17 protein-coding genes are annotated in these 17,244 nt (G+C 41.0%); 12 read left to right on the top strand and 5 right to left on the bottom strand.

The genetic code is table 11. The features are described 5' to 3' along the window. From AB5754_RS08930 to AB5754_RS08910, 5 genes are all read right to left on the bottom strand, one after another. On the bottom strand, positions 1-181 hold a 181-nt coding region (locus AB5754_RS08930), incomplete at its 3' end, for a GlsB/YeaQ/YmgE family stress response membrane protein (RefSeq protein ID WP_368259554.1). 21 nt (positions 182-202) lie between these two features. Continuing rightward, positions 203-859, bottom strand: a complete 657-nt coding sequence (locus tag AB5754_RS08925) for an Asp23/Gls24 family envelope stress response protein (protein WP_368250690.1) — start codon at positions 857-859, stop codon at positions 203-205. Between the two features lie 12 nt (positions 860-871). Next, positions 872-1,060 carry a DUF2273 domain-containing protein gene (locus tag AB5754_RS08920; protein ID WP_368250692.1) on the bottom strand — a complete coding sequence of 63 codons (189 nt, stop codon included), beginning with the start codon at positions 1,058-1,060 and terminating at the stop codon, positions 872-874. A gap of 12 nt (positions 1,061-1,072) precedes the next feature. Further along, positions 1,073-1,642: an alkaline shock response membrane anchor protein AmaP gene (gene amaP / locus AB5754_RS08915; protein WP_311834321.1), complete on the bottom strand. Its 570-nt coding sequence runs from the start codon at positions 1,640-1,642 to the stop codon at positions 1,073-1,075. Between the two features lie 273 nt (positions 1,643-1,915). Next, on the bottom strand, positions 1,916-2,860 hold the full coding sequence (locus AB5754_RS08910) for a magnesium transporter CorA family protein (RefSeq protein ID WP_368259553.1): 945 nt from the start codon (positions 2,858-2,860) through the stop codon (positions 1,916-1,918). 246 nt (positions 2,861-3,106) lie between these two features. Between AB5754_RS08910 and AB5754_RS08905 the strand changes: the two genes are divergently transcribed. The 12 genes from AB5754_RS08905 to AB5754_RS08850 all read left to right on the top strand — a co-directional run bounded on the left by AB5754_RS08905 (position 3,107) and on the right by AB5754_RS08850 (position 17,219). Next, a complete protein-coding gene (locus tag AB5754_RS08905; RefSeq protein ID WP_311834319.1) occupies positions 3,107-4,000 on the top strand; it encodes an SDR family oxidoreductase in 894 nt (297 codons plus the stop codon). Positions 4,001-4,152: 152 nt separating this feature from the next. Then, on the top strand, positions 4,153-4,398 hold the full coding sequence (locus tag AB5754_RS08900; protein ID WP_311834318.1) for a GlsB/YeaQ/YmgE family stress response membrane protein: 246 nt from the start codon (positions 4,153-4,155) through the stop codon (positions 4,396-4,398). A gap of 199 nt (positions 4,399-4,597) precedes the next feature. Then, positions 4,598-5,617, top strand: coding sequence for a LacI family DNA-binding transcriptional regulator (locus tag AB5754_RS08895; RefSeq protein ID WP_368250695.1), 1,020 nt, complete (start codon positions 4,598-4,600; stop codon positions 5,615-5,617). Between the two features lie 161 nt (positions 5,618-5,778). After that, on the top strand, positions 5,779-7,041 hold the full coding sequence (locus AB5754_RS08890) for an ABC transporter substrate-binding protein (RefSeq protein ID WP_368250696.1): 1,263 nt from the start codon (positions 5,779-5,781) through the stop codon (positions 7,039-7,041). Between the two features lie 11 nt (positions 7,042-7,052). Further along, positions 7,053-7,922 (top strand): carbohydrate ABC transporter permease, encoded by an 870-nt coding sequence (locus AB5754_RS08885; protein ID WP_368250697.1) that lies wholly within the window; start codon positions 7,053-7,055, stop codon positions 7,920-7,922. Continuing rightward, complete coding sequence (locus AB5754_RS08880; RefSeq protein ID WP_368250699.1) at positions 7,919-8,773, top strand: carbohydrate ABC transporter permease; 855 nt, start codon at positions 7,919-7,921, stop codon at positions 8,771-8,773. Before AB5754_RS08885 ends, AB5754_RS08880 begins: the two co-directional genes overlap by 4 nt. A gap of 33 nt (positions 8,774-8,806) precedes the next feature. After that, positions 8,807-10,426 carry an alpha-glucosidase gene (locus tag AB5754_RS08875; protein ID WP_368250701.1) on the top strand — a complete coding sequence of 540 codons (1,620 nt, stop codon included), beginning with the start codon at positions 8,807-8,809 and terminating at the stop codon, positions 10,424-10,426. Positions 10,427-10,859: 433 nt separating this feature from the next. Beyond that, complete coding sequence (locus AB5754_RS08870; protein ID WP_368250702.1) at positions 10,860-11,552, top strand: metal-dependent hydrolase; 693 nt, start codon at positions 10,860-10,862, stop codon at positions 11,550-11,552. Positions 11,553-11,556: 4 nt separating this feature from the next. Beyond that, positions 11,557-12,885: a DRTGG domain-containing protein gene (locus AB5754_RS08865; protein ID WP_368250703.1), complete on the top strand. Its 1,329-nt coding sequence runs from the start codon at positions 11,557-11,559 to the stop codon at positions 12,883-12,885. A gap of 99 nt (positions 12,886-12,984) precedes the next feature. Next, entirely contained in the window at positions 12,985-13,965 is a 981-nt protein-coding gene (locus AB5754_RS08860; RefSeq protein ID WP_368250704.1) for a bifunctional oligoribonuclease/PAP phosphatase NrnA, read from the top strand. Between the two features lie 417 nt (positions 13,966-14,382). Beyond that, positions 14,383-15,228 carry a BglG family transcription antiterminator LicT gene (gene licT / locus AB5754_RS08855; protein ID WP_368250705.1) on the top strand — a complete coding sequence of 282 codons (846 nt, stop codon included), beginning with the start codon at positions 14,383-14,385 and terminating at the stop codon, positions 15,226-15,228. A gap of 161 nt (positions 15,229-15,389) precedes the next feature. Then, a complete protein-coding gene (locus tag AB5754_RS08850; RefSeq protein WP_311834313.1) occupies positions 15,390-17,219 on the top strand; it encodes a beta-glucoside-specific PTS transporter subunit IIABC in 1,830 nt (609 codons plus the stop codon). The last annotated feature ends 25 nt before the right edge of the window (positions 17,220-17,244 follow it).

Genomic DNA, 17,244 nt, shown 5'->3' with positions numbered 1-17,244 from the left:
GAATCAAGGCCATGCCAGCAAGGGAAGGGCCCCATGAGCCTAAGAGGGCTTGACCGATGGCAGCTCCCACTAAGCCCGCCACAATATTGGCAATCCAGCCCATGCTATTGCCTCGTCCGGTTAGAGCGCCGGCAATGACACCGATAATTGCGCCCACGATTAATGACCAAATAATTCCCATGAGAATGACTCCTTTCTATGGTTAATACACCCGAGGTTCACGATTTTCTTCTATTTTTTCTTGGGCTTTGTTGGTGCCGCGATTGACCATTTCTTTGGCTTTATCGGTTTGGCGAGCGGCAAAACGGCCAGTGGTTTTGGCAGCACTAGTTACTTTGTCTTGGACGGTTTCACTGTCTTCCATATATTCATTTTGAGTTTTAATATCCACCACATGGACATTGACTTCGATGACATCTAAATGGGTCATTTTGTTCACTTCATCGTGAATCACCCGTTTGATATCATCGGCAATTTTTGGTATATCCCGACCGTATTCAATCACCACATCCATGTCCACCGCCACTTGTTTTTTGCCCACTTCGGTTTCAATGCCTGAGGCTACATTGTCGGTATTGACCAATTTTTCAGCGATATTAGAGAAAAAGCCACCGTCCACCGTTAGCAGTCCGTCGATTTTTTCCACTGCTAGGCCGACGATTTTTTGGATAACTTTGTCGTCGTAAGTTAATTCCCCACTAGGTAGCTCTTCATTGGGACTTGGCTCTGGTGCTGAGTGGGGGGCTTTTTTGTGGTCTTCAACGGCTTTGTTTTCTTCTACTTGGTCTTGGGCATGGGGCACCAGTGGATCGGGATGAGAGGTTAAAGGTTTTCTGTTGTTTTCTTGATTATTGTTCATAAGTCGTTCCTCCTAAGATTTAAAATAACGATCAAGTAGTCCGCTTTGTTCTAAATAAAAGCCCACAGCAATGCCGACAACGGTCAGTAATACGAGTAGCAAAGTTTTGAAAAAGCCGATGGTGACCAATAAAATAGCTAAAATCAAACCTAACCCCCCAAAGATAATCGGGAGTTGGTAGCGGTAAAAGAAATACTTCATGAAACTCCCTCCTTAGACTACCCTTGAGTGAGTAGTAGTGCGCTGTGGTTTTTCATATTCTTTGTAGGTGACATTGACTTTGACTTTTTCCTCCGGCCCTAAAATCTGTTGCAAGTCTTGGCGGATGTCTTCCATTAAGGCTTCTGTTTTGCCGATTAATGAAGACGTGCGAGTGAGCTCACCGATGATATTGACGTTGATTTTGTTGCGGGTAGCCCGAACTTTGACCTTCGGGGATTGGACAAACCCTTCTCCTTGAATTTTCGAGCGGACGAATCCTTCAATGGCTTTTTTGTCCAATGATAAACGGCCTTGTTCTTCTTTTAAGACAAAGGTTTGTTTCACCCGCGGATAAAAAATCAAAACCAAAATCAAAATAATCACCGCCACAGCAAAGACTAAGGCAACCCAAAAGAGGTATTGCTGTAGGTAGTAATTGAGAAAAGGCTGAAATAAAAAGCGGGGACGGTTTAATTCAAAAGGCAACGAGACAACCGATGACGTGAAGTACATCATCATCACCAAGACTGACAGTAACAACAAAGAGCAAATAATTCCCAATGCTTTTAGTCCACGATTCATGCGGCACCTCCTTTACTGTTCGTTTAGAAAAACCTTACGACGAATTCTTTTTACTGGTCTGCTGCATGGTTTGTTTTCTCTTCATCAGAAAACCCAATAAAGTGGCGCCAAAGAGAATACCCAGCACTTTTTTCACAACCGTCAGCTCCTTTCTGTATGTTTTTCTTTTTGGTTTCAGGCGAAATGGCACAATCTACTAGAAGGCCCCAGATTTCGCCAATACGCATAAAGAAATGGTGTCGCTTTTTTGTAAAGCCCTCCTTTTTAAGGAATTTATTTAGAAAAGTCTTTGCGCTTCAAATGAAGGAAGACGATAATGCTGACGATAATTGCCAGCAACATCACCAGGTAAAAGCCGATTTTGGATTCTTTTCCCGGCAGGCCTCCGGTGTTCATGCCCCAAATGCCAGAGACTAACGCTGGAAAGGAAATGACTAATGCGGCAGAATCCAAGTATTTCATCAGATGGTTTAAGTGGTTGTCCATCATGTCGTTAAATAAGCCGCCAATGGTATCTAATAAATCCCGATAAATCACAATACGCTCTTCCGCGTGGGCTTGGCGCAGGCGAATATTGTAGACGAGATTTTCATCGTCCAAGCGGTCAGGAAAATCCGTCTCATTCCACAGGTAATCCAAGGTTTCTTTTTGCCCTTGGAGGGTTTGATCCAAATAAACCATGGTGCGCTGAGTATCTGCCAGACGAAACAGCTCTTTGTTTTCTGTTGTGCGGCGCGCCGCTTGATCCAAGTCGTCGATGTCTTTTTTGATTTCGATTAATTCTTTCAAATAATGGGTATAAGTCAGCTTGATGATATAACCACAAAGTTTTTCTGCGGTGGTAATTTTTTTTGCATATTTTTCTAAGAAAGCTTCCAAAAAATCCGAATTATCCCCGATAAAGGTCAAAGTAAAGTCTTCGGCAAAGACAAAAATCAAAGGTTCCAATCGTTCTTCAATCGGTAACGTGCGATCGGCACAAAGGTTCATTAAAGAAAGGATGGACAGTTTGCCTAATTTGCCGTTGCCCATTCTTTCAAAATGAGTGATTTCTTCCGCCGTATCGCCACTAATAAAAATATCCGCCGGCAGATGATAGCTTTCAATGATGTCATCTAGTTCTTTTTGGCTAGCTTTTTGGATGACCAGCCACGTGCCGTCTTCTTTGTCACAAGGAGTAATACCTTCTTCTTTTGTTATATTATAGTGTGAAAGCATCACTCATCATCCTTTAATTTTTTCTGAGTCGTTAGTATTTCTAATTATGCAAGAAAGCGGTCTGTTTTTTTGTTGCTTACTTATTGTAAACACGCGATTGACATCGCTTACATTAAAAATAGCGCAAATGGATAAATACGTCAAATAATCAGGATTTTTTGTAAAAATAAGACGAATTCCTTTCAAAAAAACGACGCTTATATTAACATTAAATTGTAACAGCCAATTTATGTTAGGAGTGAGAAAATGAAAGATCCCGTATTAAAGGACCCCCGTAAGTTATATTATGAAGAGGAGTTTCCCAAACAGGATCAAGAAACTCCAGCCTTGCAAAAAAAGATGAGGCCGGTACCAGATTGTGGAGAAGAAAGCTACCAAGGTCATGAACGCTTGTTAAATCGTCGGGTGTTAATTACCGGTGGCGACTCAGGGATTGGTCGGGCAGCAGCCATTGCCTTTGCCCGAGAAGGCGCCGATATCGCCATCCAATTTTATCCCGGTGAAGAGCCAGATGCCAAAGACGTTGCCAAATATGTGGAAGAAGCGGGCCGCAAAGCTGTCTTATTGCCTTTTGATTTACGAGTAGCCGAAGCCCCGGAAAAAATGGTGGCCCAAGCAGTAGACGAATTAGGGGGGCTGGACACATTAGTCTTAAATGCAGCCCAGCAAATCACCCAACCTTCTATAGAAGAATTGACTATGGAGCAAGTCCGAGACACCTTTGATGTGAACATTATTTCCATGTTTGCCACGGTTAAAGCGGCGCTAGCTCATTTACCAGCAGGAAGTAGCATCATCACCACCACCTCGGTCCAAGCCTTTAATCCGAGTGGAAATCTATTGGATTATGCTGTGACCAAAGCGGCCATTGCCAATTTTACTGTGGGCTTGGCAAAACAATTAAGCAAAAAAGGCATCCGTGTCAATGGGGTCGCCCCCGGACCGATTTGGACTGCTTTACAGTTAGATGAAGGCCAACCGAAAGAAAAATTACCAGAATTTGGTCAAGATTCCTTACTAGAACGAGCAGGACAGCCGGTGGAGTTAGCGCCAGTCTATGTATTTTTGGCCTCCAATGAAGCCAGTTACGTCACCGCCCAAATTTATGGAGTAACCGGTGGCGAAGCGATTAATTTGTAGAAAGGACGGACAAGGATGAAAAAGCAAGGAAAAGTCATGATGATCATTTCACTGGCGGCTACTTTGCTACCAGTGATCTTGAAAGTCAAAGAAATTCGCGATGACTACCGCAAACAAGGTAGTAAACAACAATAAAAAAGGAGGAATTTATTATGGGTTTTATTTGGTCATTGATTGTCGGTGCAATTATTGGTGTCATTGCCGGAGCACTTACCGGTAAAGGTGGAAGTATGGGGTGGATTGCCAATATTGTGGCAGGCTTAGTGGGAGCCGCTATTGGTCAAGCACTCCTAGGTTCATGGGGGCCGTCACTGGCGGGCATGGCTTTGATTCCGTCCATTATTGGTGCGGTGATTTTAGTTGCCGTGGTTTCGTTTTTCTTGGGCCGGGCGAAATAAGACAGATTTGTGAGAAACTTCCCTAGTTGAATAAATGATTTGGTGTATCCCCAAACTGTGAAGTTGGGGATATTTTTTTACGAAGCAATGAGATCTAGAGTTTATCACTTTTAAATCTACAATAGTGTTTCGTAGCACATGCTGGATTGATAGCTTGCTAGCTTTCTGATATAGTTATGGATGAATAGGAGGAATTTCTTTGGTCACAATTAAAGATTTGGCACGATTAGCAGGAGTTAGTCCGACCACTGTTTCCAATGTACTCCATGATCGAACAGAAAAAGTGTCACCAGAAACCTTAATAAAAGTACAGCAAGTAATCAAAGAAACAAAATATGTATCGAATATGGGAGGTCGTCTATTAGCCAAGCACGGTTCTCGGATTATCAGTGTAATACTGACTGAAGGACACCGGGATGAGATTAATGTGACGCAAAGTCCATTTATGAGCGAGATAATTGGCTCTTTAGAGGAAAGCATTCGGAGCAATGGCTATTTTATGATGCTTTACACCTCGGCTGATTATGAGGAAAGTATTCGTTTAGCAACAGCCTGGAATACAGAGGGATTAATTGTTTTGGGAAGTACGCCAAAAGATGCCCAACGTTTTATTGATGAAAGCCCAATACCCATGGTTTTTATCGATACTTACTTAGATGGAGAAAATCCTACTTTTTACAACGTGGGGCTTTTGGATTATGAAGGCAGTAAGATGATGACCAAGTATTTATTTGCTAAAGGCTGTCGAAAAGTTGCCTTTCTAGCAGATTGGCCTGAGCCAGTAGGAGTAGACTTAGAACGGTTAAAAGGGTTTCAGGCTGCTTATAGGGAAGAAGGCTTTTCCTATGATGAAGAATATTTTATTCCAATCGATTATCGTCGGGAAGTTCGTCATGCAATGTTGCGAGAGTTTGCTAAAGGTCGTATGAGAAATTTTGATGCGCTGTTCTTTTCATCTGATTTTTATGCAGTAGACTCTATGAATCTTTTGTTTGAACTGGGGTTTGACGTTCCAAGAGATATTAGTGTTGTGGGTTTTGACAATAACATTTTAGCAGAGCAATCCCGGCCAAGGTTGACAACCATCAATCAGAATACTAGTTCAAAGGGGCATCTGGCGGTAGAAATGTTGGTTGCTTTGCTTCAGCAAGAAAAAATTAATCAAAAAAATGTTATGTTGCCCGTGTCTTTGGTTCAAGGTAAATCCGTAAAGTCGTAATCGAATAACTATCTAAACATATCATGCTTCGGCGGGATATGTTTTTTTTATGTTTGTAAAAGAAATATTGGATATTCTTTGTTGAAATCGTTTTATTTATGTGTTAATCTACATTTGTTAATAGGTGTTACGAAACACTAAAAATTTAGGAGGAATTACTGATGAAAAAATGCAGAAAAATTTTTTTTGGAACCACTGCAATGTTGGGGGCGATTTTATTTCTTGGTGCCTGTGGTAAAAGCAATAATGGGAATTCTGGAAAAAATGAAATTGAAGTTTTTTCCACGAAAAATGCTGAAAATACAGATGTATTAAAGCAATTGGCTAAAGAGTTTGAAGCTGAAAATGATGGTGTTACGATAAAAATCACTTCACCAGCTGATGCCGGTACAGTTTTGAAGACTCGTTTGACTAAAAACGATATTCCAGACGTTTTAGCAATGGGTGGTGATGCGACATTTGCGGAATTGAAAGAAGCCGGTGTTTTAGAGGACTTAACGAATGAAAGCTATATGTCAGAAATTCAGGATTCCTATAAAAAAATGGTGACGGATTTATACGATGGGGAGGAGTTGTTTGGTGCACCTTATGCAACCAATGCTTCCGGTGTTCTGTACAATAAAGATCTTTTTGAAGAAGCAAATGTTGCAGTGCCAACGACTTGGAGCGAGTTCCAAGAAGTTTGTGAAACCTTTGCTAACAAGGGCATTCAGCCACTGGAATTAACTTTTAAAGATAGTTGGACAGCACTGCCAATTTGGAACAGTCTGGCACCAAGTATGGAACCAGAAGATTTTAATGCCGATCGTCTAGCGGATAAAACTACCTTTAGTGCTGATTTTACCGACATTGCCCAACGTTACTTGGATACTTTAAACTATGCACAAAAAGATTTTATGGGAACCACCTATTCAGATGGGAATCAAACCTTTGCCCAAGGGGATGCGGCCATGATGGTTAATGGAAACTGGGCAATTCCCGAATTTAAAAAGACCAATCCAGATATGAATGTGGATATTTTCCCATTTCCATCTACAGATGATGTAGAAAAGAATTATGTTACTTCAGGGGTGGATGTCTTATTGGCAGTCAGTGCGGATTCAGATGTGAAAGATAAGGCAAAAGAATTTATCTCCTTCATGATGGAAAAAGAAAATGCTGAAACCTATATTACCGATCAATTTGCTTTTTCAGCTATTAATGGTATCGAACAAAATGATCCATCTTTAGTAGGGGTTAAAGAAGCGATTGCGGCAGGGAAAGTGGCAGATTTTCCTGATCATGCCTATCCTGCTGGATTTGATTTAGCATCTTTATTATCTGGCATGGCTTTAAACAAAACGAATGGTGTAGCAGATGATAAAAATATCAGCGAATTTCTACAAAAAGCAGACGAGGCTTATGATACAGCGAATGTAAACTAGGAGGCGAGCACATGAAACATAAAAAGATTCCTATTGCATACTATCTCATGACTCTTCCATTAGCCGTTCTCTTTTTCTTATTTCATACTTTTCCGTTTTTACAGGGGGTCTTTTATAGCTTTACCGATTGGAAAGGATATGGGGACTGGAACTTTGTCGGTTTAAAGAATTATTTTTATCTTTTTACCGATAAAGATATTTCTAGTGCTTATGGTTTCACTTTTAAATTTGCATTAATCACAACTATTGTGGTCAATATTTTGAGCTTAATGATTGCATTGGGATTGAACGCTAAAATCAAATTTCAAAATACTTTAAAGGCACTGTACTTTTTACCTTATATGTTAGGAACATTGATTATTGGTTTCATTTTTAACTTTATCTTTGGTAATTTAGTACCACAATTGGGTCAAGCTCTGAACATCGAAGCATTATCGGTAAATATTTTGGGAACTTCCCATGCTTGGGTTGGGATTATTATTGTTACAGTCTGGCAGTCTTTAGCATTCAATACTTTGATTTATTTATCTGGCTTACAGACCATAGATCATGATCTTTATGAAGCCGCAGATTTAGATGGAGCCTATGGAATGAAACGCTTTTGGAAGATTACGTTCCCTCTATTGGCACCATTCTTTACAATTAATATGGTCTTGACGGTGAAAGGCTTCTTGATGGCCTTTGATCAAATCATGGCCATGACCGGTGGCGGACCAGGAAATGCTACCACAACGATTTCTGTCTTGATTTATAAAAAAGGATTCCAAGGTGGCCAGTTTGCCTTGCAGTCTGCCAATGCAGTGATGTTGTTTGTGGTAGTTGTAGTGATTTCTATCTTGCAATTACGGATATTGGAAAAAAGAGAGGCGAAGATGAGATGAGTGCTGTTGTAAAACGGATAACCCGGAATAAACACGGAGATGTGAATTGGACGTTGACCACAATTTTATTCATCGTTGCCATCTTTGCAATTCTCGGTCCTTTGTATTTGACGATTGTGATTGCGTTGAAAGATCCTAGTGATATGGTCAATATCATGTCGTGGCCGAAGACGATTCGTTGGCAAAATTTTGTGGATGCTTGGGAAATGACGGACTTTCCCATTAAGTTTCGTAATACGTTGTTCATCACAATAGTTAATCTGTTGTTCACGATATTAACAAATTCTTTGGCTGCTTATGCGATAACTCGCAACCGTCAAAGAAGCAAGTTCTTTAATCTTCTGTATTACTATTTTATTAGTGCTATGTTCATTCCTTTTAACGTGTTGATGTTGCCTTTAGTCAAGCAGGCGGATGCTTTTAATTTGGATAATGTATTGGGAATCACATTTTTGTACATTATTTTTGGTTTGCCTCAAAATACGTTCTTATATTCGGGTTTTATTAAAAAAATTCCGGAAGCATTGGATGAAGCCGCTACAATTGATGGAGCCAGTCCTTTTCAGGTTTTCTATTATGTCATCTTTCCAATGCTGAAACCCATGCATGCGACAGTTTCGATTTTGGCGTTTATGTGGACTTGGAATGACTTTTTGATGCCTTTAATCTTACTGAGTGATCCAAATCAACAAACTTTGCAACTTTCTCAGTATGTTTTCCAAGGGCAGTTCTCTACCCAGTACAACTTGGCTTTTGCCTCGTATTTATTAGTAATTTTACCGGTCCTATTGATTTATCTTTTCTTCCAAAAATGGATTATTTCTGGGGTAACGGAAGGTGCTGTGAAATAAGAAGCGGTGAATTTAAAGTGGAGTGTGAATGATTTGAAGAAAAAATGGTGGCAAAGTGCTGTAGTTTATCAGATCTATCCTCGAAGTTTTCAAGATTCAAATGGGGATGGCATTGGTGATCTTAGAGGTATTATTAAACGATTGGATTATTTAGAAAAGTTGGGCGTTACGGCACTTTGGCTGTCGCCGGTGTATCAGTCACCAAATGATGATAATGGCTATGATATTAGCAATTATCAAGAAGTGATGTCTGAATTTGGTACCATGGCAGATTTAGAAGAATTAATTGCAAAAGCAAACCATCGGGGTATAAAAATTATAATGGATTTGGTAGTCAATCATACTTCTGATGAGCATGCATGGTTTGTGGAAAGTCGCAAAGGTACGGATAATCCGTACCGGGATTACTATGTTTGGCGAGAAGGGGTCAAAGGTACTACGCCAAATGATTTGCGCTCGACCTTTAGTGGCAGCGCTTGGCAATGGGATGAAGAATCAGAGCAGTATTATCTGCATCTTTTTAGTAAAAAACAACCGGATTTAAACTGGGAAAATCCGATTTTACGCAAACGAATCTATGAGATGATGAATTTTTGGTTGGATAAGGGGATAGGTGGTTTTCGTATGGATGTGATCGACCTGATTGGCAAAGTGCCAGACGAGGGGATTACAGAAAATGGGCCGCGACTTCATGAGTATTTGCAAGAGATGAATCAGCAAACCTTTGGTAATCAAGATACGATGACTGTAGGTGAGACTTGGGGTGCTACTCCAGAAATTGCAAAATTATACTCAGATCCTAAGCGAAAAGAACTGTCCATGGTTTTCCAATTTGAACATATGGGCTTAGATCAGCAACCGGGAAAAGAAAAGTGGGATTTGCAACCATTGTCAGTGCAGGAATTAAAAAAAGTACTGTATAAATGGCAAAATTCTTTGGGAAATCAGGGGTGGAATAGTTTATTTTGGAACAATCATGACTTACCGCGGATTCTCTCTAGGTGGGGAGATGATGGAAAGTTGCGGGTAACTTGTGGAAAAATGTTTGCAATTTTGTTACACATGATGAAAGGTACCCCTTATATTTATCAAGGGGAAGAGATAGGTATGATCAATTATCCAGTCACCTCGATTGATGAAGTAGAAGATATTGAAAGTCGGAATATGTATCAAGAACGGCTGGACAAAGGGTATGAAAAAAAGGAGATTATAGCATCCATCAACGCCAAGGGGCGAGACAACGCCCGTACTCCTATGCAGTGGGATGACAGTGATAATGCAGGATTTACTACGGGAACACCTTGGCTACATGTAAATCCCAATTACAAAGAAATCAATGTGGCTTCAGCTTTAAAAAATCCAGACTCACTTTTTTATACTTATCAAAAACTAGTTCAAATGCGTAAAGAGCAGGATATTATGGTTTTCGGTGAATTTGTGGAACTACCAGCAGAGAAAAATGTCTTTTGCTTCAAACGAGTATTGTCTGAACAGGAATGGCTAGTAGTTGCCAATTTTTCTGGAGATTTCGCAAAAGTTGAGATTCCTGACGGCTTTACTGAGACGGTAATCAGCAACTACACCAATATTGAGCGAACAGGCACAATTGAATTGAAACCTTATGAAGCTTTTGTCAAGGCCAAGATTGATTGATATCTAAAAAGAGATTTGAAGGCAGACAATAAATAGATTATACTTTCCTATTAATACACACATTGAAGCTATTCTCGTTGTTGGGGATAGCTTTTTTTGTCGATTTATTAAGTATGTTATCTTCTATTATTAGTAAGGAATTCTAAATAGCCATAACCAGTGTGGATAACTGTATATAACACGACAGCCTTTTAGAACCTTGGGTAGAAAAAAGAGAATACTTTTACGTCAATTTAATAATAGATAATAGATTGATATAGTGGAATCGTCTCTGACCTGTTCCTCAATTCTTCTATCTCTCTTAAAATCTTCCACAAGCTTTCTGCTGTATTATCTGTTATACTATAACTGTTACAATATATTTTGTGAAATTGTCTGTAGCCCTTTTGTTTATGAGGTTTTGTTGTTATGCCAAAGACGAAGGAGAATGAAAATGGAAATTACTTATCACGGCCATGCGACGGTGGCGATTACCACCAAAGCCGGCCATAAAATCTTGATCGACCCTTTCTTTACCGGGAATCCCTTGGCGGACATTTCTGCTGATGAAGTCGAAGCGGATTATATTTTGATTACCCATGGTCATTCCGATCACATTGGGGACATGGTCGCCATTGCCAAAAGGTGTGATGCCATGGTCATTGCCATGGTGGAAATTGCGGAATACGCCGCAAACCAGGGAGTGAAAAAGACCCACGGCATGAATCTGGGCGGCAGTTTTACCTTTCCTTTTGGTCGCGTGAAACTGGTGCCCGCCCAACACAGCAGTTCTTTGACCATTGACGGCGTGCCTTATTATATGGGACTGGCAGCTGGTCTCGTGCTGACAATAGAAGACCAGTGCATCTATCACGCCGGGGACACCAATTATTTTTCCGATATGCAGCTGATTGGCCGCGAGCATTTGTTAGATTTGGCCTTTTTACCAATCGGGGATAATTTCACCATGGGGCCTGAAGAAGCACTGCTAGCAGCCAGTGTGTTAAATGCTGGCAAAGTCGTCCCGATTCATTTCAATACTTTTCCGGTAATCGAACAAGACGCCACAGCCTTTGCCCAAAAATTGCCGACTGGAACTGGTCAAGTGCTCCAGCCTGGCGAAACCATTACATTAGAAAAGAGTTGACACCATGGCCACCAAACACGACTTGATTTTAAATTACATTGAAAGTCTGGCAATCGGCGAGCGGATTTCCGTTCGGGGGATTGCCAAAGAATTAAATGTCTCGGAAGGTACCGCCTATCGTGCCATTAAAGACGCGGAAAATGTGGGTCTGGTTTCCACCATTCAACGGGTGGGCACCATTCGCATTGAGCGGAAATTAAAAAAACACATTGAACGCTTGACCTTTGGGGAAGTGGTGCAAATCATCGAAGGGGAAGTTTTGGGCGGCGAGGCCGGGTTAAATAAGGTTTTGCACAAGTTTGTCATCGGCGCCATGAAAGAAGAAGCTATGGAGCGCTACATCACCCCGGATTCATTGATGATTGTGGGGAATCGGGAAGAAGTTCACCGCATGGCCTTAGAAGATGGGGCGGCGGTGTTGATTACCGGGGGCTTTAAGACTAGTCCTGAAATCAGTCGCCTAGCCGATGAAGTGGAAATGCCGATATTAAGCACCACTTACGATACCTTTACCGTGGCGACGATTATTAACCGGGCCCTTTCCGATCAATTGATTAAAAAAGACATCATGCTGGTGTCGGATATTTATGTGCCCATTGAAAAAACCATGTATTTGAACACTCAAGATACGGTAAAAGATTACAAGCGCATCGCCGAAAAAACCAATCATTCCCGCTTTCCAGTGGTCAATCGCAGCATGCGCCTCGTGGGAATCGTCACCGCCAAAGACATCTTGGAAAAACCGGATAAACAGTCCATCGAGCGGGTGATGACCAAAGACCCAATTTTTGTCAAACGGGAAATGAGTATTGCTTCGGTGAGCCACCAGATGATTTGGGACGGTTTGGAAGTCATGGCGGTGGTCAGTGATGATTTGACCTTAGTTGGCCTAGTAAGTCGACAAGATGTCATGAAAGCCATGCAGCTGGTACAACGGCAAACGCAAATGTCTGATACCATCAGCGATCAAATCGCCGGCGAAATCCAGTTGGTAGAAGAAAGTGAAGGCGTGAAAAAAGACGTGCCGGAGTTTGTCTTTGCCGTCACCCCGCAAATGGTCAACGAAGTGGGAACCATCGCCTTTGGAGTTTTAAGCGAAATCATTTCCAATGTCACCAAGCGTACCTTGTATTTCTCCCAACGCCGGAACACTTGGATTGAGCAGATGAATCTCCATTATTTCCGTTTGATTCAACTGGAAAGCCAAGTGGTGATTAAGCCTAGAATCTTAGAAATGGGCCGTCGTTCCGCAAAATTGGACATTGAAGTTTACATGGAAAACACCTTAGTGGCAAAAGCTTTGGTAGTTTGTCAATTGTTAGAACGGCCGTAAGAAACAACAGGGGATTTGGCTTATTACAATCAATTAAATCCTGCCAAAATTGCCCGCCAAGTCCATTTAAGAAAAATTTTTACAGAATCGAGGGGTACTATGCCCAGTATTAGACAAGAAATTTTAAGCGCCATTCAAAACTATGATCGCATTATCATTCATCGCCATATGCGTCCAGATCCCGATGCACTCGGCTCTCAAGTGGGCTTAGCAGAAGTATTGCGGGCTAGCTTTCCTGAAAAAGCGATTTATCAAGTAGGCGGGCCCGTGAAAGGCTTAGAATATTTGGCCCAAATGCAAGAAGTAGCCGATGAATTGTATCAAGGAGCACTGGTCATTGTCACCGATACCGCCAATTCTCCCCGGGTATCTGACGAACGCTTTAATCAAGGCGAGCTGTTGATTAAAATCGACCACCATCCCAATGATGAACCTTATGGGGATTTGGTCTGGGTCAATACCCATGCTTCCAGCTGTAGTGAAATGATTGCCGACTTGGCGTTTTCATTTCCCGATATTTTGAAACTGTCCACTGAGGCAGCCCGCTTAATCTACGCGGGAATTGTAGGGGACACCGGACGTTTCTTGTATCCAGCAACTACCGCCCACACCTTAGAAATCGCCGGCAAACTGTTAAACTACGGCTTTGATGCTGCCTTATTAAACCGCCAGTTGCAACAAATTTCCCGAAAAGTCGCTCGTTTGTCGGGCTATGTTTACGAGCATATCGAAAGTGATGAAAACGGCGCCGCCCAAGTTATTTTGCCTAAAGAAACACTGGAAGAATTCGACATTGTAGACTCGGAAACCTCGGCCATCGTGCCATTGCCTGGCACCATTGACGACATTTTAGCCTGGGCGATTTTTGTCCACCAACCAGAAGGCTACTACCGCGTGCGCCTGCGCTCAAAAGGTCCCATCATCAACACCATTGCCAAAAAACACCATGGTGGGGGCCATCCTTTAGCTAGTGGCGCCAATGCCGGGGATTTGGCAGAAGTAAAGGTGATTTATCAGGAGATTCAAGCCTTGTGTAAAGAGTATTGGGAAGAGATGGAGGAAGTAGAGCGGCAAGGGTGATGGAAAATTTGGTAATTTGATAAGAATAAATTAGAAGAAAAAGCTATCTTTAAGGAGACTTGAAGATGGCTTTTTTGAAAGTATTGATTTTTGGAGCAATTGATGATGGGTAGAGTTGCTTGATTTGTCTGCTGTAATTAATAAAAATGGATTTTTTAAATAACATAGAGTAATAAACATTCAGCTATTCATCATTTTTTTGTGAAAAAAATAGATTTTTAGGATAATCAGTCTTTGAAGTCTTTTATTAAATTCTCGTTATTTAAAAAAAATATTGAAAAATGAAATCGTTTGCTATACAATGTTTTCAGGATAGTTATTGTGATGAGCAAGCTACACCTGTGTATTTTTGATTCGACCCACGTTTTTTGGGTTGCTTAAAAATGCATAGGTGTTTTTTTGATAGGAGGGTTAATCGTGGTTATTGAAAAGATTGTTAATAACAATGTGGTTTTTTCGAGAGACGAGAATGGGGATGAAATCGTCGTAGCTGGGCGAGGCATTGCGTTTCAGAGAAAACCGGGAGCAAAGATTCCTCTAGAAGATGTGGAAAAGATCTTTCATATTCAAATGGGTATAAATACGTCGCGACTGGATAAATTGTTAGCGGAAGTCCCATTGGCCATTTTAGAATTAACCGATGATTTATTAGCCTATGGCAGGAAGCTACTAAAAGTTGAGTTAAGCGATTCTCTGGTTTTAAGTTTAGGAGATCACATTGCCACCGTTGTGAAACGAGCGCAAGAAGGTATTTTACTGGTCAATCCAGCAATTTGGGAAATTAAACGATTTTACCATGAAGAATATTTAGTAGGTGTGAAAGGTCTTGAACTAATCCAAGAGCGTTTAGGGGTAACTTTGCCAGAAGATGAAGCTGCGTTTATTGCAATTCATTTTGTAAATGCCATAAATGAAGGAGATTCACAGGATTTAATGCGCACTACCCGCCTCATGCAAGAAATCACCAATGTTATCAAGTATCATTTTAACCAAAGTTTTGATGAAGAATCAGCTTATTATTACCGCTTTATCACCCATTTAAAATTTTTTAGTGAGCGCGTGATTCGTGCAACTCTGACCAAGGAAGAAGAAGACACTGATCTGTACGATTTAATTAAGTCGAAGTATCCCAATTCCTTTATTTGCGTTCAGAAAATTTGTCAATTATTAAAAGAAAAGTATCAATGCATAGTCACCAAAGAAGAACAAGTTTACTTGACGATTCATATTCAACGCTTGGTGTATAAAACCAGCAAAGATTGAGAAAATAGTACCACATGAAAATTAGGAAAATGCGTTTCTTAACAGAAACGATTTAATCACACTAAAGGAGGGGCGGTAACACAAATTGGAAACTTTTGGATGGTTACATTTAGTTGGCCACACCTTCGAAACTACAAATCTTAGTTTATGGAGGAAGAAAGATGCAAAAATACGAAGAATTAGCAAAAACTATTGTGCAGAAAGTTGGCGGTAAAGACAATATCGTTTCTTTGACTCACTGTGTCACGCGATTACGTTTTGTCTTAAAGGATGAGAGTATCGCCGATGATGAGTATTTGAAGAAAATGGATGGCGTGGTAACAGTGATGAAAGCTGGTGGCCAATACCAAGTAGTCATTGGCAACCATGTGCCGGATGTCTATCAAACGGTTCGAGAAGTTGCTGGTTTAGGCAATGATTCCGGGGATGCCGGGGTAGTTAAAATGAGTGCCAAAGATAAATTTTTTGATTTGATTACCGGCATCATGTTACCGTCCATGTCGATTATGTTGGCTTCCGGGATTTTAAAGGGATTAAATACGATTTTTGTGGTATTGGGGCTTTATGCCATGGATAGCTCCTACTATGTGCTGGTCAACGGTATTGGAGATGCTATGTATTTCTTCTTACCGGTTTTCTTAGGGTACAATACCGCGAAAAAATTTAAGATGAATCATTTTCTGGGGATGGCAATTGGAGCGGCACTCTGTTATCCCGCATTGAATGGGGTAGACTTAACTTTCTTTGGCTATACAGTGAATGCTACGTATACTTCTAGTGTCTTACCCGTTGTCTTAATTGTTGCTTTAGCAGCACCTTTAGAACGTTTCTTAAACAAGGTAGTTCCAGATGTGGTGAAAACTTTTATCACCCCTCTTTTGGTGATGCTCATCGCAGTGCCTTTAGGCTTTGTTCTAATTGGTCCTTTAGCGAATCTTGTAGGAGCACTTTTAGGCCAAGGGATTACTTCGTTAATTGCCTTTAATCCCATTATTGCGGGTATCGTCGTAGGTGGTTTGTGGCAGGTGTTCGTAATGTTTGGAGTCCATATGGTAATCTTGATGCCTTCATTGATGCTTTTGATGGGGGGCAATCCAGATAGTTTTATGCCTTTAATCGGTTCCGTATCCTTCGCTCAAACTGCGGTAGTTTTTGCCATTTGGATGAAGACAAAAGATCAGAAATTAAAAAATCTTGCCTTTCCTGCTTGGATTTCCGGTATTTTTGGTGTAACCGAACCGGCAATTTACGGGATTACATTGCCACGAATTAAAATGTTTGTCATTTCTTGTATCGGTGGTGCGATTGGTGGCGGAATCATCGGCTTTTTTGGCCCGCAGATGTACACCATGGCTGGAATGGGCATCTTCGCCTTCCCAGGTTTGATTTCCACAGGAGAAGCGGGGATGAGCGGTTTGTATCAAGTATTAATTGCAACTGCTGTGTCGATGATCGTGAGTTTTGCAGCTACTATGGCACTTTACAAAGATGATGTGGAAGTAGTCGAGTCAACAGAACCACAAGGAGTAGATATCAAAAAAGAAATCTTGGCAAGCCCAATCCGGGGACAAGTCCTACCGTTATCAACCATCTCGGACAGTGCGTTTTCTTCTGGTGCATTAGGCCAAGGAATTGCGATTACACCACAAGAAGGTAAAGTATATGCTCCTTGTGATGGCACCATTTTGACCGTTTTCCCTACTAAACATGCGATTGGTTTGGTATCGAACAATGGCAGTGAGATTTTGATTCATTTAGGTATGGACACGGTGAAATTGAACGGAAAATATTTTGAAACTCATGTTACTCAAGGGCAAACCGTGAAAAAGGGAGATTTACTCGTATCCTTTGATCGAGAAAAAATCATTGAGGCCGGCTATTCCATCGAGACACCGATGATTATTACCAATTCGGATGATTATTTAGATATTATCCCAATGGAACAAGCTTCTACAGGTGTCGGAGAAGATCTCTTGACTTTATTGGTTTAAATGAGCTGAAATTCAAAATATTCGA

This window comes from Enterococcus sp. 2201sp1_2201st1_C11_2201SCRN_220225 (assembly GCF_040925905.1).
GTDB lineage: Bacteria > Bacillota > Bacilli > Lactobacillales > Enterococcaceae > Enterococcus_C > Enterococcus_C asini_A.
The sequence above is the reverse complement of the archived record's forward strand: the minus strand, read 5'-3'. Positions and strand labels throughout refer to the sequence as shown.

Excerpts from the sequence above, each read along its gene's own strand:
- AB5754_RS08925 (WP_368250690.1), bottom strand. The coding sequence starts at position 859 with ATGAACAATAATCAAGAAAACAACAGAAAACCTTTAACCTCTCATCCC.
- AB5754_RS08920 (WP_368250692.1), bottom strand. The coding sequence starts at position 1,060 with ATGAAGTATTTCTTTTACCGCTACCAACTCCCGATTATCTTTGGGGGG.
- amaP (WP_311834321.1), bottom strand. The coding sequence starts at position 1,642 with ATGAATCGTGGACTAAAAGCATTGGGAATTATTTGCTCTTTGTTGTTA.
- AB5754_RS08910 (WP_368259553.1), bottom strand. The coding sequence starts at position 2,860 with ATGCTTTCACACTATAATATAACAAAAGAAGAAGGTATTACTCCTTGT.
- AB5754_RS08905 (WP_311834319.1), top strand. The coding sequence starts at position 3,107 with ATGAAAGATCCCGTATTAAAGGACCCCCGTAAGTTATATTATGAAGAG.
- AB5754_RS08900 (WP_311834318.1), top strand. The coding sequence starts at position 4,153 with ATGGGTTTTATTTGGTCATTGATTGTCGGTGCAATTATTGGTGTCATT.
- AB5754_RS08890 (WP_368250696.1), top strand. The coding sequence starts at position 5,779 with ATGAAAAAATGCAGAAAAATTTTTTTTGGAACCACTGCAATGTTGGGG.
- AB5754_RS08885 (WP_368250697.1), top strand. The coding sequence starts at position 7,053 with ATGAAACATAAAAAGATTCCTATTGCATACTATCTCATGACTCTTCCA.
- AB5754_RS08880 (WP_368250699.1), top strand. The coding sequence starts at position 7,919 with ATGAGTGCTGTTGTAAAACGGATAACCCGGAATAAACACGGAGATGTG.
- AB5754_RS08870 (WP_368250702.1), top strand. The coding sequence starts at position 10,860 with ATGGAAATTACTTATCACGGCCATGCGACGGTGGCGATTACCACCAAA.
- AB5754_RS08865 (WP_368250703.1), top strand. The coding sequence starts at position 11,557 with ATGGCCACCAAACACGACTTGATTTTAAATTACATTGAAAGTCTGGCA.
- AB5754_RS08860 (WP_368250704.1), top strand. The coding sequence starts at position 12,985 with ATGCCCAGTATTAGACAAGAAATTTTAAGCGCCATTCAAAACTATGAT.
- AB5754_RS08850 (WP_311834313.1), top strand. The coding sequence starts at position 15,390 with ATGCAAAAATACGAAGAATTAGCAAAAACTATTGTGCAGAAAGTTGGC.